This window comes from Vitiosangium sp. GDMCC 1.1324, assembly GCF_003044305.1.
Taxonomy (GTDB): domain Bacteria; phylum Myxococcota; class Myxococcia; order Myxococcales; family Myxococcaceae; genus Archangium.
Map to the genome: position 1 here is coordinate 53,012 of NZ_PZOX01000037.1, position 21,892 is coordinate 74,903.

The 21,892-nt window shown below is 66.3% G+C and carries 16 protein-coding genes and 1 pseudogene; 7 read left to right on the plus strand and 10 right to left on the minus strand.

The window, feature by feature from the left end:
• Nucleotides 1–439: 439 nt before the first annotated feature.
• Nucleotides 440–1,540, plus strand: a complete 1,101-nt coding sequence (locus DAT35_RS54940; RefSeq protein ID WP_158502344.1) for a replication protein RepA — start codon at nucleotides 440–442, stop codon at nucleotides 1,538–1,540.
• 94 nt (nucleotides 1,541–1,634) lie between these two features.
• On the opposite strand, the gene DAT35_RS54945 is transcribed toward DAT35_RS54940, so the two are convergent.
• From DAT35_RS54945 to DAT35_RS54955, 3 genes are all read right to left on the minus strand, one after another.
• Entirely contained in the window at nucleotides 1,635–5,579 is a 3,945-nt protein-coding gene (locus tag DAT35_RS54945) for an NACHT domain-containing NTPase (RefSeq protein WP_108077489.1), read from the minus strand.
• 157 nt (nucleotides 5,580–5,736) lie between these two features.
• On the minus strand, nucleotides 5,737–6,117 hold the full coding sequence (locus tag DAT35_RS54950; RefSeq protein WP_108077490.1) for a YHYH domain-containing protein: 381 nt from the start codon (nucleotides 6,115–6,117) through the stop codon (nucleotides 5,737–5,739).
• Nucleotides 6,117–8,477 carry a zinc finger-like domain-containing protein gene (locus tag DAT35_RS54955; protein ID WP_108077491.1) on the minus strand — a complete coding sequence of 787 codons (2,361 nt, stop codon included), beginning with the start codon at nucleotides 8,475–8,477 and terminating at the stop codon, nucleotides 6,117–6,119. The genes DAT35_RS54950 and DAT35_RS54955 overlap by 1 nt, the downstream gene beginning before the upstream one ends.
• A 931-nt stretch (nucleotides 8,478–9,408) precedes the next feature.
• Here DAT35_RS54955 and DAT35_RS58605 point away from each other — a divergent pair.
• From DAT35_RS58605 to DAT35_RS54975, 5 genes and pseudogenes are all read left to right on the plus strand, one after another.
• Nucleotides 9,409–9,759, plus strand: a complete 351-nt coding sequence (locus DAT35_RS58605) for a hypothetical protein (protein WP_146210279.1) — start codon at nucleotides 9,409–9,411, stop codon at nucleotides 9,757–9,759.
• A gap of 250 nt (nucleotides 9,760–10,009) precedes the next feature.
• Complete coding sequence (locus tag DAT35_RS54960) at nucleotides 10,010–10,906, plus strand: nucleotidyltransferase (protein WP_146210280.1); 897 nt, start codon at nucleotides 10,010–10,012, stop codon at nucleotides 10,904–10,906.
• A 10-nt stretch (nucleotides 10,907–10,916) separates the two neighbouring features.
• A complete protein-coding gene (locus DAT35_RS54965) occupies nucleotides 10,917–11,813 on the plus strand; it encodes an S-4TM family putative pore-forming effector (RefSeq protein WP_146210281.1) in 897 nt (298 codons plus the stop codon).
• A gap of 405 nt (nucleotides 11,814–12,218) precedes the next feature.
• Entirely contained in the window at nucleotides 12,219–12,722 is a 504-nt protein-coding gene (locus DAT35_RS54970) for a nuclease-related domain-containing protein (protein ID WP_158502346.1), read from the plus strand.
• A gap of 447 nt (nucleotides 12,723–13,169) precedes the next feature.
• Nucleotides 13,170–13,655 (plus strand): annotated as a pseudogene (locus DAT35_RS54975) (DUF2321 domain-containing protein); the annotation flags it as partial.
• A 90-nt stretch (nucleotides 13,656–13,745) separates the two neighbouring features.
• Here the strand turns inward: DAT35_RS54975 and DAT35_RS54980 are convergent.
• The 5 genes from DAT35_RS54980 to DAT35_RS55000 form a co-directional block, all read right to left on the minus strand.
• Complete coding sequence (locus DAT35_RS54980) at nucleotides 13,746–14,003, minus strand: hypothetical protein (protein WP_108077496.1); 258 nt, start codon at nucleotides 14,001–14,003, stop codon at nucleotides 13,746–13,748.
• Between the two features lie 266 nt (nucleotides 14,004–14,269).
• Nucleotides 14,270–14,605 carry a hypothetical protein gene (locus DAT35_RS54985; RefSeq protein WP_108077497.1) on the minus strand — a complete coding sequence of 112 codons (336 nt, stop codon included), beginning with the start codon at nucleotides 14,603–14,605 and terminating at the stop codon, nucleotides 14,270–14,272.
• Between the two features lie 186 nt (nucleotides 14,606–14,791).
• The gene (locus tag DAT35_RS54990) at nucleotides 14,792–15,265 is read right to left on the minus strand and encodes a hypothetical protein (protein WP_108077498.1); all 474 of its coding nucleotides are present in this window, start codon (nucleotides 15,263–15,265) and stop codon (nucleotides 14,792–14,794) included.
• A gap of 1,149 nt (nucleotides 15,266–16,414) precedes the next feature.
• Entirely contained in the window at nucleotides 16,415–17,350 is a 936-nt protein-coding gene (locus tag DAT35_RS54995) for a DUF4238 domain-containing protein (RefSeq protein ID WP_108077499.1), read from the minus strand.
• 140 nt (nucleotides 17,351–17,490) lie between these two features.
• Nucleotides 17,491–18,237 (minus strand): hypothetical protein, encoded by a 747-nt coding sequence (locus DAT35_RS55000; protein ID WP_146210282.1) that lies wholly within the window; start codon nucleotides 18,235–18,237, stop codon nucleotides 17,491–17,493.
• A gap of 407 nt (nucleotides 18,238–18,644) precedes the next feature.
• On the opposite strand from DAT35_RS55000, the gene DAT35_RS55005 reads away from it, so the two are divergent.
• Nucleotides 18,645–19,859: a hypothetical protein gene (locus DAT35_RS55005; RefSeq protein WP_108077501.1), complete on the plus strand. Its 1,215-nt coding sequence runs from the start codon at nucleotides 18,645–18,647 to the stop codon at nucleotides 19,857–19,859.
• A gap of 156 nt (nucleotides 19,860–20,015) precedes the next feature.
• On the opposite strand, the gene DAT35_RS55010 is transcribed toward DAT35_RS55005, so the two are convergent.
• Both DAT35_RS55010 and DAT35_RS55015 read right to left on the minus strand, forming a co-directional pair.
• Nucleotides 20,016–21,110 (minus strand): hypothetical protein, encoded by a 1,095-nt coding sequence (locus tag DAT35_RS55010; RefSeq protein WP_146210283.1) that lies wholly within the window; start codon nucleotides 21,108–21,110, stop codon nucleotides 20,016–20,018.
• A 4-nt stretch (nucleotides 21,111–21,114) separates the two neighbouring features.
• On the minus strand, nucleotides 21,115–21,831 hold the full coding sequence (locus tag DAT35_RS55015) for a hypothetical protein (protein ID WP_146210284.1): 717 nt from the start codon (nucleotides 21,829–21,831) through the stop codon (nucleotides 21,115–21,117).
• Nucleotides 21,832–21,892 lie beyond the last annotated feature (61 nt).

Sequence of the window (21,892 nt, forward strand, 5' to 3'; positions counted from 1 at the left end):
AGAGGCTTCGGGGAGAGAAGCAGCGCTCAGTGATGTGCTCGCCACAGCACGAGGCTCGGCTGCTTTCTCGATCTCCCTCAGCGCTGGTGGTACAGGGTGGTGCACACGGCTTCTTCAACGATTTCACCACCTTAACCACCCCCCAGGTGGCGCGAAGCGTTCCTACCTCCCGCACGTGGCGCATGGCGAGCCATGCGTCATACTCATGCTATAACATGCAATGCTCGCATGGTGTTCCACTCGCTTTCCTTGAGAGCATGTTGTAACATGCTAGTGTTTAAAGTACGCGCCATGGGCTTGCAGGTTCGCTTGGAATCTGCATGATCTGCCTATGCCCAACGAGCCGGACGCGCCCACAACACCCGCGACCATTACTGCGGAAGCTCCAGCGAGTCCGGAGCCTCGTGCGGAGCCGGTAGTGCCGGCGGAGCCACCTCGCGTGCAGCTCTCGCTGGGAGTCCTCCCCGAGGAGGCGTCCCTCCCTCTTGGGCCCCTCCCCTCCACTCCAGCGGCCAGGCCACCCGTCTCTTCCATTACGCGAAACAAGGTTCTGCGCTTCGCCGACGCCATCGAGGCCCGCCGCGACGACAAGCAGATCCTCGCGTTCAGTCCCGAGGACTTCATTCGCTTCGGCCTGCCCTACAAGCGAGTCGATGGCACCGAGTACGAGCGTCGCAACGGCGGCATGCGCTACGTCATCAACTCCCTGGCCGCGTACGGAGTCCCCTTCGGCCAGGACCGCCTCCTGCCCATCTGGCTCGCCACCGCGTACTTGCTATGCGGCCAGCCCGAGGACGGCGTCATTCAGTTCAGGTCAGTGCGGGACATCCTCCTCGCCTTCGGCCTTTCCACTGGCGGCTCCAAGCACCTCGCCCTGAGGGACAGCCTCCTGCGCCTCACCCACGCCACTCTCTTCGTCTACGACGAGCGCCCCGGCAACAAGGACGAGAAGAAGCGAGGGGAGCGGATTGAAATCCGCCGCTACAACCTCATCAAGAAGGTGGACCTCTGGTTCAAGAAGAACGACACGCAGGTCAACCAGTACACCCTCTGGCAGAACTTCATCACCCTCTCCTCTGACTTCGCCGAGTCGCTACGCGCGAAGGTGATGCCGGTGGACCTGGCCACCGTTCGCGCGTTGAAGAACAACCCCATGGCACTCGACCTGTACGTGTGGCAGGCGCACAGAAGCTGGGAGCTCCACCAGAAGGGCACCAAGTCCGTGGGCGTGCCCGTCTTCGGGCCCGAGGGGCTCCTCGCACAGCTCGGCTCCCAGGTCCTGGACGAAGCGAAGGCGCGGCAACTTCTCCGCAGGAACCAGAAGCTCGTGGAGGGCGTCTGGAGCGGCTGTCCCAACCACCTCACCCTGGACGGCAACCGACTCGTCCTCCGGCCGGCGGAGGACCTCAAGGAGGCCAAGCCCGCGCTCCCCGGTGTCACCTCCCGCCCCCCCGTGGCACGTCGAAGCCTTGCTGCGGGGGCTCCGCCCGAGCAAGTCGCCGACGAGGATCGCCTCGTCATACAACGCGAGTCGGCATAGCAACGGCGTGGTGGCGGCTGTCGTCGCCCGCGGGCGCACCGGCGTTGCCTCCCTGCGGATTTGCTCGTCCCACTCGAAGAGAGAGGCCCCGGGGTTACTGGGGCTCAGGTGGTGCGAGTTGCACCGGCTCTCCCAGCAAGAAGAGCAGGCGCTTCGCCTCATCATCAATGCGCACGTAAGGCCCCAGAAAGCCCACAGACGCCCAGTGCCAGCACATGGCCGCCAGCTCACGTGTCGACGCAATCAGCTTCTCGCGCCATGTGGAGCGCAGGGGAAGCCACTGGCAAAGGTGGCCTGCCATGACCAGGAAGGGCCAAGCCACCTGATGCGGCCACTGCGCGAGGGCCGCGAGGCAGGCCTCGGCCCAGACGGCTGGCGCCGCGGAGACCAGGCGCTGTACATCCTCGAAAGACAGCTCCTCGTTGTCACCCCAGCACCAGGGCCACGTCGAGGCGGCACACTTCGCCAAGTCCTGCGCCTCTTCTGGGTGTAGTCGAAGCAGGTAGGCACAGGCCTGGTAGCGCACCCAGAGGTTCTCCCATTTTGGCTCCAACTCCTCCGCCAGGAAGCGGAGCACGGACTCGAGCTCTTTGAGCATTCCTGCGCGAGCAGCCGCCGCCAACCAGCGGGGCAGTTTGAAGCGCCAGAAGAAAGGCGCCTGCGTGGGCCATGACTCCGTGTGCCTGAGGCGCTCGTACAGGGAACGAATTACCTCGGGAGGGAGCTCTCCCTCCATCCAGGAGAGCAGCGCAGCATCAACCTTCTCCAGGTCCTCCCCCGTGGCCCACTCCACCAACCCCGCCGTCACTTCCTGCTCCTCCCTCCAGGACGGCCACAGGCACAGCAGTATCGCCCCCAGCGGAGCAATCCCCAGCTTGCCGTGGATGGCCTCGCGCCATGCAGAGAGGGCCACGGCGCGAGCCGCCTCATGGACGGCGGGCTGCCGCAGTGCTGCTGTCGAGTCCCTATGAGGGAAGGGCCTGTTCGAGTCCCTATGAGGGAAAGGCCTGTGCATGTTCACAGCCTCGCAGAGCCACTGCGAGTAGACCCTCACTGCTTCCGCGTCGCCTCGCGCGGCAAGTGGCTCGAGAGCCACCCCGGGGAAGTTGGCGGGCAGGGCATCGGATTTCTTGTCCCAGCGCTCTACCAGCGCCCTGCCGAGCTCGGGCGATTGCAGCGTGGCTCGTCCGAGGGACTCCTGCTCCTCCCACGGGAAGTAGTGTGCATCCCGTCTCAGCAAGTCCACGACGGCTTCGGGAGCCATCTCGGCGATGGCGGAGTACACCTCGGCAATGTTCTGCTGGACGAAGGGTCTCGCCTGCACTTGCTCCAGGAGGGCCCTATCCCGGAGCGCGGGGATAATGCTCCAGAGCACGTCCCTCTGCACGTACTGCGATGGAGGAGGAGTCGGTGCGTCACACGGCTGCTCCGACGAGGTGAATTCTTTCGACCAGTCCTCGAGATCGCCAGTCAGCACCTGAGGCCAGTGCTGCTCAAGCCAGCCTCTACCCTCGGGATTGTTACGGTGGGATTCAGCGGCCGCTCGCGCCAGCGGGAGCACCAGTGGCAACCTGCACAAGTGACGATAGAGACTCTTCAGCGCGCTCAGCAGCTTGTCCGTCTCCGCCTCACCCGGAAGTAGGGCCACGGCGGCGGCCTCTGCCAAATGCGCGTCGTTTCCCTCCAGGTGCGCTCGAAGCTTGGCGAGCAGCGCCTCGGTACGTGGCGCGGTGCGCAGCACCTCCGCGGCAGCCAGGGCCGGCTCTCCGTGAGTGTTGGGCGTCAGCCCGCGACTCGTGTCCAGGAGCTGCGACAGCAAGGCTTCCTGGACGTCGGGCAGGAGCCTCCACCGAGCCAGCTTCTTGATGGCTACCACGCGCACCTCCACGTCCTGCTCCAGGAGCCGCGCCATCCACTCATTCACATCGTCACACTCGTGCCGCGCCAGCCACACGGCCCGCTTTTCCTGCGAGAGGAGCAATGGCTCCAGCTCCTGCCACACGGCTCCCCAGAGAGGGCCCCCCTTGCGTGCGAGCTCTCTCACGGCCGCACCGAGGCGGCGACGTCTCCAGGCCGAGGTCTCGTCGCGCAACAAGCGCCGCAGGTGTCCGGGCAGGTCCGGGACGTCCGCAGCAGTGAGCCCCAGGTCTCTCGCGGAGTGGAGCACCACCAGGGTCCGCCTTAGTAGGTGCTCGTCGCTGTCTCCCTCGTGAGGTTTCAACAGCCTCTGCAGCAGGGGGCGCAGCGATCGATTCTGTGCTGAGGGGCGGTGCCGACGGCGATCCAAGGCCAGTCGCGCCACCTCCCCTGCCCAGGGCTGACCACAGGCGCGGGTGAAGTCCTCGTCGCTCACATGCCGGAGGGCGCCGGCGGCCAGGTACTCCGCAATGGCCCGCAGGGGCATGTTCCATTTGCCGCCCTCCGTGAGCCGGACGAGGCCGATCTGGTACGCAGACTCGAGCGCCCTCTCCACTCCCATGTCGTCGCCCTGGGCTCGCGCCAGGGCGCTCTCCAGCACCCGGCGCGATAGGGGGAAACCTCCCTGCTCGAGCCCCTCCAGCGCCACCTGCTCGAAGGCGTGCTGTAGTTCCACCCAGCCGCTGGTGTCCTTGCCGCTGGCGTTGCCGTCGCGGGTTGTTCGGGCCTCTGCCCATTTGCGGAACAGGTCATCCACAAGCGGCTGGAAGAGCCAGGCGCGACCTTCCGGCGGCGCCTCGTCCTTGGGCGCACGCAGAAGGAGGAGGGTGGTGCACAGGGCGTTGGCCCGCAGCGACACGTCCGAGGCCAGGAGGGCTCGCACGTCCTCATGGAGTTTGCCGCCCTGCGAGGTTTGCTCCCACCTGAGTAAGAACGCCTCTGCTTCGTCACCGCTCCAGGGCGGCAGCTCTACTCGCACGGCCTCGGGCAGCAACCCGGGCCTGTCATGCGAAGCCCGGCAGCTCACGGCGACAGCCCTGACGTTATTGGTGTCACGCAGGGCCGAGAGGGCCTGGAGGACCTCCTGTTGCGAATACCCGTCAAGCTCATCCAGCCCGTCCACGAGCAGTACCCACTCGCACAGGGGGTCTGCCCAGAGACGGTCCAACTCGCGGAAGCTGCTGCGGCGGAGCAAGTCCTCGATTCTCCCTCCCACCAACTCCGCGGCGCGAAGGCGCAGCGGCAGCGGGGCCGTCAGCTTCGCGCGCGCCGCCGCGGCAAGCTGGGCTTCGGCCTGGAGCAATGCCACTGTCTTTCCCGTCCCCATGGCGGCGAGCATCAGCACCATGGGCTTGCGCGAGTTATCCCCTGGCTTGAGCCACTCAACGAGTGTCCCCTCGAACAGCCCAGGCGCACCGCCGGGGTCCTTCGAGGCCTCCCCCGAGGTCGGCCGTGCACCGCCCTCCCCTCCTCTTGCCGCGGAGCGCCCTCCAGTGGGGCTTTTCGCATGGGGTTCCCCTTGGCGAGGCAGCAGCCGGAGAGTGCGTTGAACCAGCACCTCTTCCAGACGCACGTCCCTGGGCACCATCGTTCGCAGGTCGAGAGGATAGAGGGGTCGCGCCCGCCGCATTTGCTCAGCGGCCCAGCAGCAGTACCGCTCCCGGAGGGCGACGCGCTCCGCCTGAGACAACCAGGGGCCCGCCCCGCAGTGGGTGCGAAGAAGCTCGGAGAAGACTTCCCAACTCCAGACTCTGAACGTGAGCCGCAGCCGCTCACTCAACTCCTTGGCCGCGTCGTGCACACTGGGCGAGACAGTCGATGTAGTCACGACAACGAAGGTGTCGATGCTCTCGCGGTGCGGATACTTCAGCAGCAAGGTCTTCAACTTTTCCAGATGGCTCGGTTGCAGCTTCGTCTTGAGGTAGTTCTTCGCCTGGAAGACCCAGCGCTTCCCCGTGCCATCAGGCCGTCGATCCTCGGCCATGACGTCGAGCCCATGCTGCCCGTGGCCCTGAGTTCCGTAGTAGCTGGCGTGTGGGTCCTTCAAAAGGTCTCGCGCCAGACGCAGGACGAGGTGCTCGAGCTCCGTCCACTCCTTTGGGCGGGGAATTTCCAGCGTCATGTTTCACCATGGCTCAGCTGGGCTTCGGCCCCTCGTGAGCCCATCCTGGTTGGAAGACCTACTCCCTGCCCTCCATTCAACCTCACAGTCGTGACAGCGAACGAGAATTTCTCGGCCATGTGGGCCGGGGGCTTTCACAGAGACGGAGAGGCCGCGGTCACCACCTCACCGTCAACTCGGTAGTCTCACCGTTCCCAATAGTTGCTGTCGTCTCGTGGCTCCCCAGCGCGGTGTGCTCGAGTCGCACCTTCACACTCGTGCCGTCCACCTTTACCGCCTTCGTCGGGGACATGCCCACGAAGGTGCCGTTCACCCATACACGGGCGCGTGGAATGGCGACTACTTGAATGCGCGTAGGCTCAGCCGGCGCACTCCAGCCTCCTGAGTAGCTACCGCCTCCGTGGCAGTGGTAGCCGCCCGTGCGGCGGTCGTTGTGGCAGCCGGCGCTGTTGGTCCGGCCAGGATGTGCCAGGGCAAGGCTGGTGCTGGCCAGCACGACAGCAACTCCCAACGCAACGAGGGCCTTCTTCCTCTGCATCACGGCTCCACCTTTCCGATGCTGGCCTCAACGAGAGCCCCGTCCTGCCAGCCAAGGAGGGCCGAGTGGCTGCCAAGGCGCACCTGCACGTGCGCGACGCCGGGCTTGCTGCGGACGAGGTCCTTCGCGGCGAACTCCTGTCCGGTGAGGCTCTTGGCCACCTGCTGGAGTGCCGTGGCGGACAGCGCTTCCCTCGCGTGCCCTGTGGAGGTGACATAGAGGCCGCGCGCCATGCCTTTGTCCACGAAGAGGAAGGCGAGCGTGCCGGCCGGGGCGGAGAGCACCTTGAGCACTCCCGGCCGCTGCTCCTCCAGGCCTGAGGAACCCAGCAGCGTTTCCGCGACCTCCACCGGCTCGTTGAATGGCAGCCTGTCCCGGATGAGCTCCTGCCTTCGGGCGAGCAGGGCCTGCCGGGCCGCCGTCAGCTCCGCATCACCCTCGAAGAATGTGAGGAGCCCTCCAGCGTCCGCCTCTGCCTCGCGCAGGGCCCGCAGCGCCGGGCCGATGTTGCCTGATGGCCGGGCGGCCTTTTGCAGCCGGGCAAGCTCCGCGGTGCGGAAGCTCGCAAGCGCCACCTGCGCCGCGCCAGCGGTGTCGACGCCGACAGCTCGCTTGAGAGCCTCGGCCCGGCAGTGAAGGTTCCGCTCGGGACAGCCTTGGGCCTGCGCGAGGTAGGCCTGCGTCAGCAGTGGCTCAGGTCGCTCCGCGGCAAGCCCTGGGGCCGTGATTCGCGTCAGGGCGTGGATGGCCTCCTCCACCCTGCCCTTCGCCAGCAACTCCTTGCCCTTCGCTACCCGCCTGCTCTCCAGCTCTGCTCGGAGGCCATTCACCAGGGCTTCGGGTGCTCCTTCCTGCCGAAGCGCCTCCAACTCCTGCTCCACCACGCTCTCCTGCTCCTGCGCGAGGGCCGAGGCAACCCACGCCTCGCGCAAGCGCCGCCGCTCTGCTTCCAGTGGCTCCGTTCCAGCTCCGGAGCCCACGAAGTGGCTGATGAGCTCCACGGCGGCACGGTTTTCCATTCCCCTTGCGCGAGCCGTCACGAATGCGTTGCGAGCTTCGATGTACTCGGAGCTGGTTTCCCGGCGGGCCTCGAGCGCCCCGGCGTGCAGTTCCGCCTCCTGCAGCTGCCCAGCCGCGGTCAGGCGGGAGAGCTCGGCGGCAGAGGGTTGGATGAGCAAGAAGAGTCCGAGATAGGCGAGCGCACTCACGCCACTCAGAGAAGGCCCGAGTCGGTCATGCCACCGGCCGGGAGCCGTCCTCCCGTCCACCTGGCGCCGGCGCAGCCGCGTCGCGGTAAGCAGGCAGGCCCCAAGAGCCAGTCCAAACGTAGCGAGCGCGACTCCTCCACTCCCCGGGGCAGCCCCATAAAAGGGGTGGCGCGACAGGAATGCGGCCAGGAGGACTTGGGCCGCCAGGAAGCTGGCGACAGCAACCGCCAGCAGAATCCCCGCGCGCCGGAGCAATGGTGTCGAGTCGGAATCGGCCGTTGGGCGGCAGTCACTGCCAAGCAGCTTGATGAAACCCCGCCTTCCGGCGAACTCGAAGTGAACGGTCGCGGAGGGGGCCTCGAAGACATCCAGGACCTGGGTGAGAATCCGGTCGCGCAGCGGGTGGAGTGCCGGCTCCAGAGACGGACGGGCCGCAGGGAAACCGGCCGCCTGGGCCGCAGCCCCCACTCCGGAGGAGGGTATCGGGCCTTCGGTCTCCACGGACGCCAACGCCTGCGCGCCCCCCCACAGGGGGGCCCGCCTGGAGTCCTCCCTGAGGCCCGGGTGGGCAGAAAGCCTTTTGTCCTCGGGCCACACGCCAACGTGCGTGCGCTGCGCCGTCACCACTCGCAACCACCGGCGCATCGCCCCGGAGCCCCGGCACTTCGAGCAGCTCACCTGCCCCTTCGTGCAGCGAGTGCACTTCTTCGTTCCCTTGCCGCGGCAGTCACGGCAATTCACCAGCCGGAAACTCTTGCGCGCCCGGCTCATCTGCTTACCGGTGCCCCCGCACCCGCCGCAGCTCGCGCGCAGGGTCCCGCTGCACGTGGGGCACGTCACCTGGCCATCGCCTCCGCACGTGCCGCAGGGCGCCAGGTGGGAAGAGCGCTCCGCCAGCTGCTCGGGCGAGGCGCTCCACAAGTCCAGCGACTCGAGCACCAGGGGCTGACCGGAGGTGCACGCCCGGCCAGCGTTAGGCTCCTCCTGCCACGAGGCCGTCCTGACGGCATAGCGGGTGATGAGGCGTCCGTAGCGGAGCGGCTCAGCCTCTACCTTCGTAATGAGGTCCGCGAAGCCTGAAGGCCCAAGGCGCCAGCGAGCCCAGCGCCCAGCCGCAGCCCGGGCTCTCTGCTCAATCCCCTCCTCGCTCATCGTGCAACCTCCCCCAGCCGCCGATGGAGCTCGCCCTTCTCGGCGGCGTCCCCGCGAGCCCTGCGGTTGAGGCGCACGGTTGCGCTACCTCGCGGATCGGCATGAGCACTGTACCCAGCCCAAACCCTCAGCGTCGAGGCTTCGACAGCAAGGCAAAGTAGCCGGAGCCCTCAGCGGCTCTCGTCGTGGCAGTCCTCGCCGCACTTGACGCTGGCTCCGCCTACTCTTCCAGGAGCACGGGCCTCGGCGCCGCCAGAGATGCCACGGCACGTTCGCATGCCATACAGCCACTGGGCACGGGGCCCGCACACAGGTGGGAAAAATGAGCCGGCGGGGATTTCTCCCCACCGGCCCCGGCACTTCCGCTGGCGGAGTCGCCAACGGCCAGTGGCCCTCGACAGGGTGGACTGTAGCATTTCCGCGGCCACACGTCAGGATGTCCGCAGGCGACTGTCCTACGCAGGGGCCTCAGGTTCCGGGAGACCTGCCAGGACGATTCTCCGAGGGTGGCTGGGACTTGGCGGCTCAACCGGGAGCATCACCCTAGACATAGGGTTCCGATGCCTCACTTCGCAGGGCCACCTTGACACGTAGCTGGTACACCCTGGCACCCGTCAGGTCCTGGTTTCCTACCTTGATTCCCAGGTACTCTTCCAGAGTACGCGGCTGGGGAGTCGCTGACGGCCAGTGGCCCTCGACAAGCTCACTGTCCGTAGAGCCTCCCTACCGCGTGCATCAAGCGGCGAGCCGAGAGCCGCCCGGCGGCTTGATGTGCCAACGCGGCGGCGCGGAGGGCTCATGCCCACGGAAACACGTGTGTCCGAAGCAGGGTTGAATCATCGTTGCTCCCCCAGCAAGACCCGGCCCACGGCCAGAAGAGGAGGGCCGCTCGGCAGCAGTGAACTCCAGGTTGTCGTGCTGGGGTAAGGGCATGAGCACGCTCACCTGCGGGAGGTGCGGCGCGGCTGAGCCGCTGCGCTCCCATTACGGCAGCCAGGCCTGCCGCGCGCGACGCTTCATTCAGTCCATGGAGCGCCGAGGCTACGCGCGCATCCCAGCTCGGCGGTGGACGCGAGCACTCCGGAGAGCGGGGGCTCCGGTAGTCCACGGCCCGGTGTCCGTCACCCGGACGGGTAACTGGGCGCCGAGGGAGTACCTCACCGCACTGGTGGAGCACCGCCGGCGCGAGGAGTTCCGCAAGCTGCCCTTCCACCTCCAGGTGGCGGCGGTGGTGTGGTGGGTACAGAGGGCCTCTCGGGCCCTGCGAGCTGCTCCTGCCTGATAAAAGGGACCATGGTCCAGGCGCTACTACTGGCGCCTGGGCCATGGTGTCCCATCGGCGCAGGAGCGGCCGTCACTGCGGGCCTCCGCACCTCGGGGCCAGGAGTGTCAGCAAGCACCTGAATTTTTGCACAGGTCCTCTGCACGGTGCACATTCTTCCCGGAGACAGGAAGCCCAAGCCCTGGGGTGCAGTGCTCGCGGTGAGCATGCTCTCCGCGGTGGGGCCCGCGCCTCGGATACGGGAGACTCCATGCCCAGGACTATTTACGACGGTTTCACCGAGTTTCTCTCCCGCATTGAGCCGAGGCCCGGAGAGGTGAACGCGCGCGCGACGCACCGGCGCAGCATCGAGCAGGCTCTCGACGCGGCCTTCAAGAAGTTCAACAAGCTCGAAGTCATTGGTAGCCACACGCGAGGAACGGCCATCCGTTACCACTCGGACGTGGATTACCTCGCGGTACTGGGCAGGGACGACGTGATGCGCGGCGGGAGCGTCATTCAGTCCAGCACCGTGCTCACGAATGTGAGGAAGGCACTCGCTGAACGGTTCAAGAATACCGAGATGCGGGGCGACGGTCCCTCGGTCGTGGTGAAGTTCCAGGGAGGCGATGACGCTGTGGACGTAGTGCCCGGCTACTACCGGGGTCCCACCGGGAACGACGGCTACCCGATGTACGCCATTCCCGATGGAAACGGCGGATGGCTCGACACGTCGCCGCAGCGCCACGGCAAGTACCTCAAGGAGAGGGACAAGGCCTCTGGCCACAAATTGTTCAGGGTGGTTCGACTCCTCAAGGCGTGGAAGCACTCGCGTACCTCCAACATCCCCTTCCTCTCCTTCCACGTCGAGCTACTCCTGGCCTCAGAGGGCACGTGCGATGGAATCAAGAGCTATGCCGTCTGCATGCGCGACGCCTTCCGGCTTCTCCGCGACCGAGGGGGCCGCGCGCTGAACGACCCATTGGGCATCTCTGGTCGCATTCCCATCGTCTATACCGACGTGAAGGGGCGCAGCCTGGCGAACCATGCTGCGCATGCGGCCGAACATGCCGATGCGGCCCTACGGGCGGAGGACCTCGGAGACCTGGACGAGGCTTTCCGGCAGTGGCGGATCGTCTTCAACGATGAGTACCCTGCCCGCCGGTAGAAGGACGCACGTGAGCGCACCTAACGACATTGGCGTCCGACAGGACCTGGAGGAGAACCTGGAGCGACTGGCCGCACTGCGCGCGCTCTACTCGCGTGCCAAGTCAGTACGTGGCGCGAGTGCGCTGGTGGCCACGCTTCTGGCCGTGGCCTCACCACTCGTGACACTCTACTGGCCGAAGGGCTCGGCCGGACTGGCTCTTGGGGCGCTGGTTTGGGCCCTCGTCGAACTGGTGCTGCTCGATGGCCTGGAGGAGAAGAACAGGCAGGAGGCGGCGCTTATCCAAGAGGAGTTCGACACCCGCGTCTTCGGGCTGCCCTGGAATGAGGCCCTTGGTGCACGGCCAGCACCTGAACTGGTGGTTGCCGCCGGAAAAGCAGGAAAGGGAGACCCGAAGCTCAAGGGGTGGTACGCGGATGTGAGCCGCCTCCCCCGCTCGCTTGCCATTCTCCTTTGCCAGAGGAGCGGACTGGCTTGGGACCACCGCTCCCGGGCCTGGTACCAGACCTTCCTTGCCGCTGTCGCGCTGCTGTTGGCGCTGGGGGCCGTGGCTCTTGCCATGGGCACAAGGCAGAGCCTCACCGAGTTCCTTGTCAATTTCGCGCTACCCGTGCTGCCCGCCGTCCAGCATGCAATCAAGACATTCAAGGCTCATCGTCGCGCGGGAGCAGAGCAGGAGCGCTTGCGCGACGAGCTCGCCTCCGCTTGGGAGGGAGGCCTCGCCAGCGGCGGAAACCTGCATGAGGCGCAGCTCCGACGGGTGCAAGACCGTCTTCTCCTGCTCCGGCGGGAGCAGACGCCCATTCCCGACGTCCTCTATCGGTTGCTGCGCCCAGCCTCCGAGGCGACAATGCACGAGGCAACCCGCCGCCTCATTGACGATGCTGTACGCCAGCTCGGCCGCTGACTGCGACAGCCGGTGATGCACGGTGGCCGTGTAGCCCCGCGCTGTGTGTAGCCCGAGCTGTCGGATCGGCCGCGCAGGAGAACTCAAGGCAAAGGTGTGCAGCTGCACTCGGAGCGGTGGCCTCCGGCAACCAAGCTCTCCCCGGTGCTCCCCATAGGAGAAGCCGAGCTCCAGCGTCTTTACGAGGTATGCCGCTTGGCGGACGCGCTGTTGGAGCGGGGAGCGCGTAGCTGTCGAGCATCGCCCTGTAGTAGGTACGGGCACATGTTCTCCTGGCGGAAGCAAACGCAACCAGCCTCCTCCAGCACGCGCACGGGGCGTCGGCCTGGGCAGAGCGCGCGGGAGCGGCAGACGCAGCTCCAGCAGGCAGCGCCCATCAAAACCTTTTTCACTCGGCTCCTTGGAATGAAGACCGAGGAGTGGGCTTGGGGAAGAGGGGCAGCCGGTGAGGAGCGCGTCGGGGGACTGCTGGAGCCGCTGCGCGAGCAGGGCTGGGCCATTGAGCACGACGTCAAAATCGGCGCCAACGGCGCCAACGTCGACCACCTTCTCATTGGCCCGCCTGGCGTCTTCGTCCTCAACACGAAGTACGTAGCGGGCAACGTCTGGGTGGCGGGACCTCACCTCCAGATACGTGGCCAGCCCACCGACTACCTGGAGAAGGCCGAGGCGGAGGCGAAGCGTATCCGCGAGAAGCTCATGAGCGCCACGCGTCGACAGGCCCTGTGGGTACAGGGGCTGCTCGTCTTCGTTGAGCCAGTCCTGAAGGTGAAGTTTCAACCGCGGCATGTCGCGGTTGTCACGGACGCGACGCTCCTCCCGTTTCTTCGGCAGCAGCCACAGAAGCTCGGGCAGTATGAGCTCGATGAGCTCGTCCAGGCGGCGCGGCGAGAGGACACGTGGCAGTAACCGTTGACGCCAGTGCCATACCCTAGTGGCAGCTCACCCGAAACGACTCCTACCGCTGCTGGAGCAGCAGACGGCCCTCGGTGCTCCGCAAGCCGATCCGGCCAGCGTTGAGACCGCCATGCGCGGTTGCTTCCAACTTTCTCCAGGGCGCTGCTGCCGCTCACGCGGCGGGTGAGCCCATATGTTGAGGAGGGCCGCCCTCGAGCCCAGGGACTGCGTCCCTCCACAGCTCGTGGCGCCCCCGCTCATGGCCGAGCCCTCACTGGCCGCCAAGGCCAGGAATTCGGCATGGAGAGCAAGAGGTGCTACCCGCCGGTGACTGGAACTCCATAAGGACTGGCCGAAGCCCGGCCACCACTCCGCCTGCACCCAGGCGGCAGAGAGAGACTCCACCCCGAGGACACCATGGTTGACCACAAGCGCTGGTACTAAGACGCCCACGTTTGCGAGCAGGGGCACTTCCTCACCAAGACGTCTGTGCGCGGCCCACCCTCCCCCGGCGACGCCGCCTTCTGCCGGGACTGCGGGGCCAGGGCAGTGAAGACGTGCGGGCAGTGCAGCGCCCACATTCAGGGCGTCCGGATTCCGCCCCTGCACACCCGCAGGGACTTCTCGATGCTGCCCTCGCCGGAAGCACAGCCCTACAGAATCCCGGCGCACTGCCCGCAGTGCGGCCACGCCTACCCGTGGACGGAAGCGAGGTTGAAGGCCGCGGCGGAGTTGGTGGACCTCGCCGAGGCGCTCAGCGCAGAGGAGCGGGCGCAGCTCAAAGCCGATCTCCCAGCACTGGCGAATGAGGGCCCGCAGTCGCCGGTAACCGCCCAGCGGTGGAAGAAGGGCCTAGCGAAAGTCGGGGGCGACCTCTACGGCGTTAGAATGAAGGTGCTCGGAGACCTGGTAACAGCCTCCGTGAAGGGCCAGCTCGGCATGTAGCTCCGACGGTGGCCGTGCCTCCAGGGCATGCCCGAGTACCCTTGCCCCTCCCCTTCTGCGGCCCGTTCGGAGGGGCACACCCGCTCGTGTTCACTTCTTTGTGGACTCAGGAACGACCTCGAGCGGGCCCATCACCTCGAAGGCATCCGCCAGGAAAACGTCGGCAACCAACTTCACGGCTGCTTCCAGCTTCTCGTTCGACTGAGGCTCCGAGAACTCGAGCACTCCGCCGGTCCCGAAGAGGTACTGGTTCCCATGCGCCTGGGAGTTCACAGCCGCGTCCAGGCTGACCGCGAGAATCCTGGTCCCAGGGAGGCGGGCACTCGCCTTCTGCAGGGTGGCCTCCACCGTTTCAGGGCTCAGGGGCGGAACAACGAAGGCCGTGACCGTACGGCGATTCGGTGCACGGATGATGCAACGGGCAATGGTCTCCGACATTGGGCGCACTATCTAAGGCGCCCACAGTCACAGCGCCACCCAATCGCAGTTTCTCCCGCTCCGGTGAACGACCACGCTTCGGTTGCGCGAGGTCCAGCAATGGTACCTCCGCGCCAACCGCGAGGAGACCTGCGGAGTTGGAGGCTCGGCGCACCGGGGGTTCGGACCATTCAGGGCTAGAAGAGATCGCGCAGTTCGTCCTTCACGGCGGTCGCCCGCACGGAGGAGAACTTCTCACCGAAGTGGGTCAGCAACATGGAGATGAACCTGCCGTGGTAAATGCCGTAGATGACCTTGGTCATCTTCTTCTCCTCCCGACCGATGAGACCGAACGACAGGACGTCGGTGCCGAGGTAGGGGTGGAGCCACGCCTTGCGCGACCACTGCAAGGACGTGTGCGTGAAGTCTCCGTCCTTATCGTAGCGCCACGCCGCCACCTTGCCGTCATCAACCGCCTTGCGGAGCGCCTTGAGCAGAGCCTTGGGGGTGGAGGTCTGTACAATGATGGCCATAGGTACTCCCGGGAATGCTGAGGTCCGCGGTGGGGAACCAGGGGCCCCCTTCACGCCATTCCTGGCGGAAGAGCCCTGGCCTCGGTAGCCCTGTCCGTCGCCCCTGGCCCGTGAACAAGAGGTGCGGCGGGTAGCCTCACCGGGAGGAGCAGCCCGCCGCCAGGAGAGACCAGACAGGAGAGAGGCCTACTTCGTGAACTGCTTCGAGAAGGGAATGGTGCGGAGCTTCGCGTTCTCCGGGTCTGCATGCTTGCGCTTGGCGCCAAAGCGCATGAGGCTTCCCATGAAGAAGCGCTGGAGCTTCACGTGAGCCCACTCGGCGGCGTGCTCCACGGCTGTCAGTTCCAGCGGGTGCGCGGTAATCGTCAACTGCTCCGCGTAGCTCTCCTCGGCTCGCTCCGGCACCGCGTATTTCCACTCCTTGGGCCTCTTCTGGACGGCGGGGTCCCCGTCAGGAGCCGCCGGCGAGAAACCGAGGAGCGTTGCCTCTTCGACGGCCGCAGTCAGCAGGAGGAAGGACTTGTCCACCCTCGCGCCCGGGACAGAGAGTGCATCGCACAAGTCCAGAAGGAGCTGGTACTCGTCGGCGTAGAGCCGGACGGTGACATTCTTCCAGTTTCGTTCGCGCTTCGCCGGCTTCTGCGGTTTCTTCGTCGTCACGGGACAGATCCTGTCACAACGTTCCGCCCTGGTGGGTAGGACGTTTTCCAGGGCACCACGTCCTTATGCTCCAGGTGCTGGCAGGTGGGAAGCGCGCACCGCCGCTTCAACGCGGCCGTGGTCGAGGCGGACCCTCCGGCCCGCGTTTCGAGTGTTATAGCACGAGGATGGCAGGCCACGCGCACTTGTTGCTGCTTGTAGCGCGCGCACGCCACGGGCAACAGAGAGCCTCGAGCGTCGCGCTGACGTCGGCGCGGAGTGAGGACAGGGGTTGGTGAATTGCGCCTCGCGCGGGGCCCCTGGCCGCGAGTCCCCGGAGACGCGAGCCCCATTTCCGAGGCCATAGCATCTCCCCAGCAATGGCCACTCGGACGCGCTCCGGTGCGGCGTGGGCCACCGCCGGCTCAATCATTCGGGGCCCGTCCAGTGAGATGCCACACTCACCACCGCCTGCCGCGTGTGGCAACTCGGCACGCATGCCCTCGTGCGGGGAGGCCGGTGGCAAACATCGCCATGGGCCCATGGGCCTGCGTGAGCTCCGATTGACTCTCAAGCCCACGCCGGGAGCACCGCGTTAGGGCCCCGCGCCCTCGGGGCTCGCGTTGGCTGGCACCTCGATCCACCGACAGAGCCCCCGCTGCACGATGGGCAAGGAGGCCCGAGGTGAATGGCCCCAGCTATTCCCCGCGGCAGCGGGGAATGCGTCGTCCGCGAGCCGTGCGGGCCTGGCCGGCTCAAGGCTGCCCTAAGGGCACCGCCGCAGGCGGCGCGTTAGCGGCCTTGAACCGGACGGGCCCGGATGGCCGCGTTGCGCGTCGGGGGGTGCAAGGGGGCTTGCGGCCCCCTGAGCGGGGCACCGCCCCTGACAGGGCAGGAGCGCGTCGTGGCACCGGTGGCGCCCTACTCGGACAGGCACTACGAGGCGAGCGGGGGGCCTCGGGCTGCACCGAGGTGGCGCAAACGGAGGGGCCCCCCCACCCCTGCGTGCGCGGCCGCTACGCGAGTGGGCGATGGGAAGTGCGTCTTTCAATCGCCGCTCCGCAGTCAGGGTCCCGGGGGTGGTGCCGCTAACACGGAGTTCAGGTGAGCTGAAGGCACAACAGGATTGCTCCTTGAGCCCATGGGCGTGGCTCCAGTCCCTGGCTCATCCTACCCTGCCGTGCCAGGGCCCCCGCCGGCCTCCTGGAAAGGGTCGTCGACGAAGAGGTCATTCTGAATTTCGCCGCGTTCGTGCCTTTGTGCGTAGCTCAACGCGAGTTCCTTCGTCACGGTGTAGACGCAGCTCAGGCATGACCTGAAGACGAGGTCGTTGTACTGCTGCACCCTGGCGGCGTCCCAACTACCAGTCTCCACGGATGTGTCTGCTGGGTTTCTGGGCAGGCTCGTGTTGATATAGAGGACGTGCTGAGGCGAGACGCTTACGCAATACGCGCCTTTTCGGGCCTTGGACTCTGCGTCACTGAACGATTGACCGCGCGCGGCCAGCCAGTCCTGCACCTGCGCGAGGTAGTTCTGATTCTGCGGGTGGTTTTGGACGAGGATGGGGTTGTCGCTTGTAATAAATGGCGTAGCCCCCCTCCTCCTGACAAGCATCCAAGTGGACTCCATGAGGAATGGCTCGAGCGTCATCCCGCTCACGAGCGTTCCCAGGAAGCCGTGCGCAATTTCCGCATTGCGCTGCAGCGCTTGCTCACGAGAAAGCTCCTGCTTGGCATCCTGACGTTTCACCTGCCGGTAATACTCCCTGGAGATGGGGGCGCGGTGCAGTTGAATAGCCACAAACCTTGCCAGGAGTTCCTTATCTGAAGAGGTGAGACTCTGGCGCTCCAAGCGATCCAGAGCCGCAGGCAGGTCCTTCTCGTAGAGGGACACAAACGCCTCTTCAATGTCCTTCTCTCCTACATACTCAAGGGCAGGCGTGTCCTGTGGCTTGCGCAGCACGTACCAGTCTTCAATTTGCGCCGTCACCTTCGGCGCCTGTGTCCGGGTGGGCTGATAATCCCGGTGGAGGTCGCAGCACTCGAGAAGGTTCTTCTCGTTGGTGAACCGGCGCAAGTATCCCTGTGGGACGAAGTGGCATTTCATGTCTGGTGAGATTCCCCGCGAGACCGTGAAGCATAAAGACAACCTCGGTTAGGGCGAAAGCAGGAGGCGCGACCCTGCTTTTCCGTTGGTGCCGAGGAAAAGAGCCCGAGCGTTGCCGCTCATCTCAACTGAACTTCGGGTTAAGCAGCAGCCGGGCGAGTCTCCAGGCACGTCCACATCGCGTTGTAGTCGGCCTTGTCGAATCGAGCGAGGCACCCAGGAGACAGTTGCACGCAGCTCTCGGCCTTGGCGTCGTACACCCAGAGCTCGGCTTGGTGCTTCTGAATGTACTCATAGTAGGCGGCGGGCCTGGCCAGCTCCTCGCGCGCGAGCGTCACTCGGGCGAGGCACTCCGGCGTCATGACGACGCGAACACGATCGGCGCGGCGCGCGTAGTTGGCCACCTGTGCCTCGAGCCGCTCGCACTCGCGCACCTCATTCTTCAGCTCAACCGCGACGATATCTCGCTCGAAGAATGCGTGCCGGTAGCCGACCAGGTCCGCACGGCTGTCGCCCGCGTCCACCTCGGCATGAACCTTATGGCCTTGGGCCGTGAGGAAGGCCGTGATGGGAGCCTTGAGGTCCTCCTCCTTCTCCACTCCGCCGAAGATGCTGCGCACCAGGGAGTCATCGAGCCCCGCCTTCAACACCGCCATGAGGGCCACGTCCACGGGGTGCGGCTTGGTAGGGCCGGGCCACGTATTCGTGTGCAAGGTGGCCACGAGAAGCACCTGCTCCTCCAGCACCTCCAGCGACACATTCTCGTAGGCGGCTACATACGGGTGGCCCAGGTGACGCATGATGGCAAGGAGCGTCTCCTTACGGGTGACCATCCGCCCCACCAGCGTCCGGCGCGGGATGCCTCCGAGGCCTGATTCCGTTGCCACTTGTACGAGCTTCCCCATTGCTGACTCCCTGGTAGACGACCGGGCGAACGAGTCGCTCCGGGGTAAGGGGTATGTAGAACGCTCGCAGTGGGAGGCAACTTTCGCGAGAGCACCCACCCAGCCCGCCTTTCTCGCGGCGCCGGCGCCCCGCCCGCCCTGGGGGCAGCCGCCGGAGGCCCGCAGCGAGGCCCTACAAGGCCGGTGTACCTTGCCGCGCGCGCCCGACGGACTCTCTTCCGGTGGGCACACTGACAGCACCACGCGGCCCAGTCCGCCCGCGGCCCGCTGTGAAAGAAACCGTGAAGCTGCCCTTCCTGCTGCTGACCCTTCTGAGTACCTCCTCCTGGGCCTCCTCCGGCAGTGAGGTGCGATCTCAAGCCCCCTCCCCTGCCGAGCAACGAGCCTCTATGCAGGCCTCCCAGGGTGCGCACGAGCTCGCCACGGCCTCGATGCAGCAGCTCTCCCTGGATGGACGCACCCTCTCCCGCCAGCTCACCACGCTGACGGGCGTAGCCATGTCGCCGCTGCTGGGCATGGGCCTCCTGGGAGCCACCACGTACCTCCAGGCGCCAGCGGAGAGGCGTGCAACCCTCCCCTGGCACCTCCAGCCGTGGGCCTGGGGCCCGGCGCTGCTGCTGGTGCTGTGCGTCGCTCTGAAGGACTCGCTCCTGGCCCTCCCGGGCCTCTCCGTCCTCAAGAAGCCCTTGGACGCGGCCGAGGTGGTGGAGAACAAGGTGAGCGGAGCCGTGGCCATGCCCCTCGTCACAAAGGGCGCCGCGGCGGCCCTCGCCCTGCCCCTGGCGGGCGCGGTGGCGAGTGCGGCGCAGCTCGTCCTCCCCACGGCCCACGCGGCGGGCCCAGCGAGCGCCGCCCTCAGCGGAGCTGCAGCAGCCGCCTTCTACGGGGTGGGCCTGGTGCTGGCGGCGGGGGCCTTCGCGGCGGTGTGGCTGGTAAGTCACGCCGTCAACGTGCTCGTCCTCCTCAGCCCCGTCGCCCTGGTGGGGACGGCCCTCAAGCTGGCCCGGCTTACCCTCCTGGGCTTTCCCATGCTGTGCGCCGCCCTCAGTCCCACGTTGGGGCTGCTCGTATGCGCGGCGTACCTTGCCCTGGCGTGGTGGCTCGCCGGGCGGTGCTTCCGGCTGTTGGTGTTTGGCTGGGTGTCCTCCATGGACTTGCTCCTGCTGCGCTGGCGGCGGCAGAGGGTGGAGGGGACCGCCGTGCGCGCCTTCGCGGCGGAGCTGGAGGGCGTGCCGGCGCGCACCTACGGGACTCTCACCCGCACGGAGGCGGGAGCCGTGGACTTCACCTTCCGCCCCTGGCTGGTGCTGCCCGCGCGCACGGTGCAGGTAGCCGAGAGTGTGGCGTGCGTGGAGGTGGAGAGGGGCCTTCTCTGGCCCGAGGTGGTGCGGGTGGCGGCGCCCTCGCGCGAGGTACTCCCCCTCGTCCGGCTGCCCCCGCGCTACCGCAACCTCGAGGCCGCCGTCGCCATGGCCTTCGGGGCACTCCCCGTGCGACAGGCCGCCGTGGTGCGAGGCCTCGTCGTCGCGTGGCGCTGGTTGACGGCACAGCTCAGCCGGAGACATCCTTCCAAGGTGGTGGAGCCGGTGAGCCTGCGCCAGTAGGCCCGCGCGGCGACGACACGTGCGAGAAGCGTTGCCGCGCTGGCCCACGCGGGCTGCCACGAACCTGCCCCGAGGCACCTCACGACAGAGGCGGCGTGGTGGCGTAGCCGCGGCAGCTCAAGCACGCGGCCGCGGCCGCATCTTGGCCGGCCGGAGTCATGAGCCTCCACCCTCGGCCGGCTCGGAATCAGGCATCGCCGGCATCGGCGCGTTGGTGCGCTGGGCCCACACGTCCGGGAAGAGATTGTCGGTGGCAAGGAAGTCCTTGCCGAAGCGCTTCTCCAGCGCGCGCCGCCACACCCGCAGCCGTGGGCTCACCCTGGCCAGCTTCCCCTCCCGGACGTCGTACACGCTCTGCGTGTCGCGTAGCAGCAACTTCGCTCCAGGAAGAGTCAAGGGAATCTCGCCGAATTGCGGAGGGGACGGTTTCTTGAGCTCTACCTTGGGGCAGCGCTGCCCTGGCGTGATGCAGAACAGGAAGACCTCAGTTGGCGCGACCATCTTTTTCATGGGCCCGCCGCACGTCTGACACCGCTTGTCGGAGGGCTTCACTATCGGCTTCTTCGGCTTTTTCGGCGGGACAATGGCGCGGCGTATGTCATCCACGACGAGGAGCACGACGGCCCCCGTGATTGTGTTGAGCGGGTTATACCGAATGAGGCATTCGAAGGTGAGCGTCGGCGGCAGGTAGACATCAGGGCGCCGGAGTATGCTGTCCTCGTCTTCGCTGCGGCCTTTCTGCGCAGTAAGCCTCCTCAGTAAAAAGGCGCGCACTGACTGGAGCAACTTGGCTTGTTCCTTTTCTGGCGTGAGGAGAGGACTGAGGACGGTCCAGTTGTCCTCGCGGGCTCTCGCGTACACCTCGTTACGCAGCAGCAGGTAGCGCAGCACCGGCGGTGCTGGAGCGCGAAGGAGATTCTTCTCCTCGGGAATGCCGAGGACGCGCAGGCCCTTGCCAGCGAGCCGGTAGTAGATGCCCGAGAAGCCGCCCTTCTCCGGGTGTGTCAGCGCGCCTCTGATGAAGCCCTCCTTGGCCAGGCGCTGGAGGCGCATTCGGGTGTTGCGCTCGGTGCGAGCCTTCTTGGTGTCGTAGTTGTACCCATGGAAGTAATCCACCAACCAGTGGGCCTGGAAGGGAGTCATAACCCGCAGGCGCTGCAGCCAGTCGAGGAGGCTGCGCTCCTCAGGAGCGACTTCGGGGAGGCTGGGACGCGGGCCAGGGCGGCGACGGGCAGGAGCGGCGGTAGACATGGACTCACACAGTGAAAGCGGGCTGGCCGGTAATGGCCTCTACGCGGGCAACAGTGGCTTGGTTGGGTGCGGCCCAGATGGTTCGGCTTCCTCGCCAGGCAGCCGCCTTGTCGCGGATCATCTGGTCCGTGTACTTCGTCGAGACGTACTCGAGGTTTACTTCCTCGACCGAGCCGTCTGCGTGCCGGAGGGTGAGCTGGGCATCAGCGAATTTGGGGACAACCTGTTGAGTCCTCGCGTTGAAAACCTTGCCGCGAAACTCTTCCCGAACGAGTTGCCCGTCCAACTTGAATCCTAACACCCTTCCACCGGCTGCGCGCTGCTGCCTTTCCACTGTCTCAATCGCATTGAGAACCTTGAAGTGGTGCACGACAGAATTCTCCCGGAGCGGCGGGAGCAGCGGCACCCCGAGACTTGCGCTCGCGCGAGGAGTGACGCTGTAGCACCAAAGTTGGCGGTGCTCGGCCCGGCGGAGAGGGTTTGAAGAAGAGTCAGCCCTCCCGCCCGCGACAAGGACGGGACGCTGCTCAAGGTAGCCTTTTGCCACCAGCCGCCTCAACGCAGACCTGGCGCGCGGAGTGGCCTCCTCGAGCGTCTCGCCTTCCTCACGAAAGAAGCGCTCCACAAGGCGCTCCCTCTCGACGACGTTAGCTCGCGCAATCCAGCTAATGACTACACGCTCTCTCTCGGATGAGGGAATGGGCAGAGGGTGCTTCACCATGACACGTCACGTAGGTTGAGTAGGAACTGCAGTCGTTGCGCGAGCCTCAAGGCGGAAGCTC

Bases quoted from the DNA above. Each gene is read 5' to 3' on its own strand.
- DAT35_RS54970 (WP_158502346.1), top strand. From the start codon at position 12,219: ATGAAGACCGAGGAGTGGGCTTGGGGAAGAGGGGCAGCCGGTGAGGAG.
- DAT35_RS54955 (WP_108077491.1), bottom strand. From the start codon at position 8,477: ATGAGCGAGGAGGGGATTGAGCAGAGAGCCCGGGCTGCGGCTGGGCGC.
- DAT35_RS54960 (WP_146210280.1), top strand. From the start codon at position 10,010: ATGCCCAGGACTATTTACGACGGTTTCACCGAGTTTCTCTCCCGCATT.
- DAT35_RS55015 (WP_146210284.1), bottom strand. From the start codon at position 21,831: ATGGTGAAGCACCCTCTGCCCATTCCCTCATCCGAGAGAGAGCGTGTA.
- DAT35_RS54950 (WP_108077490.1), bottom strand. From the start codon at position 6,117: ATGCAGAGGAAGAAGGCCCTCGTTGCGTTGGGAGTTGCTGTCGTGCTG.
- DAT35_RS58605 (WP_146210279.1), top strand. From the start codon at position 9,409: ATGAGCACGCTCACCTGCGGGAGGTGCGGCGCGGCTGAGCCGCTGCGC.
- DAT35_RS55010 (WP_146210283.1), bottom strand. From the start codon at position 21,110: ATGTCTACCGCCGCTCCTGCCCGTCGCCGCCCTGGCCCGCGTCCCAGC.
- DAT35_RS54985 (WP_108077497.1), bottom strand. From the start codon at position 14,605: ATGGCCATCATTGTACAGACCTCCACCCCCAAGGCTCTGCTCAAGGCG.
- DAT35_RS54995 (WP_108077499.1), bottom strand. From the start codon at position 17,350: ATGAAATGCCACTTCGTCCCACAGGGATACTTGCGCCGGTTCACCAAC.
- DAT35_RS55005 (WP_108077501.1), top strand. From the start codon at position 18,645: ATGCAGGCCTCCCAGGGTGCGCACGAGCTCGCCACGGCCTCGATGCAG.
- DAT35_RS54945 (WP_108077489.1), bottom strand. From the start codon at position 5,579: ATGACGCTGGAAATTCCCCGCCCAAAGGAGTGGACGGAGCTCGAGCAC.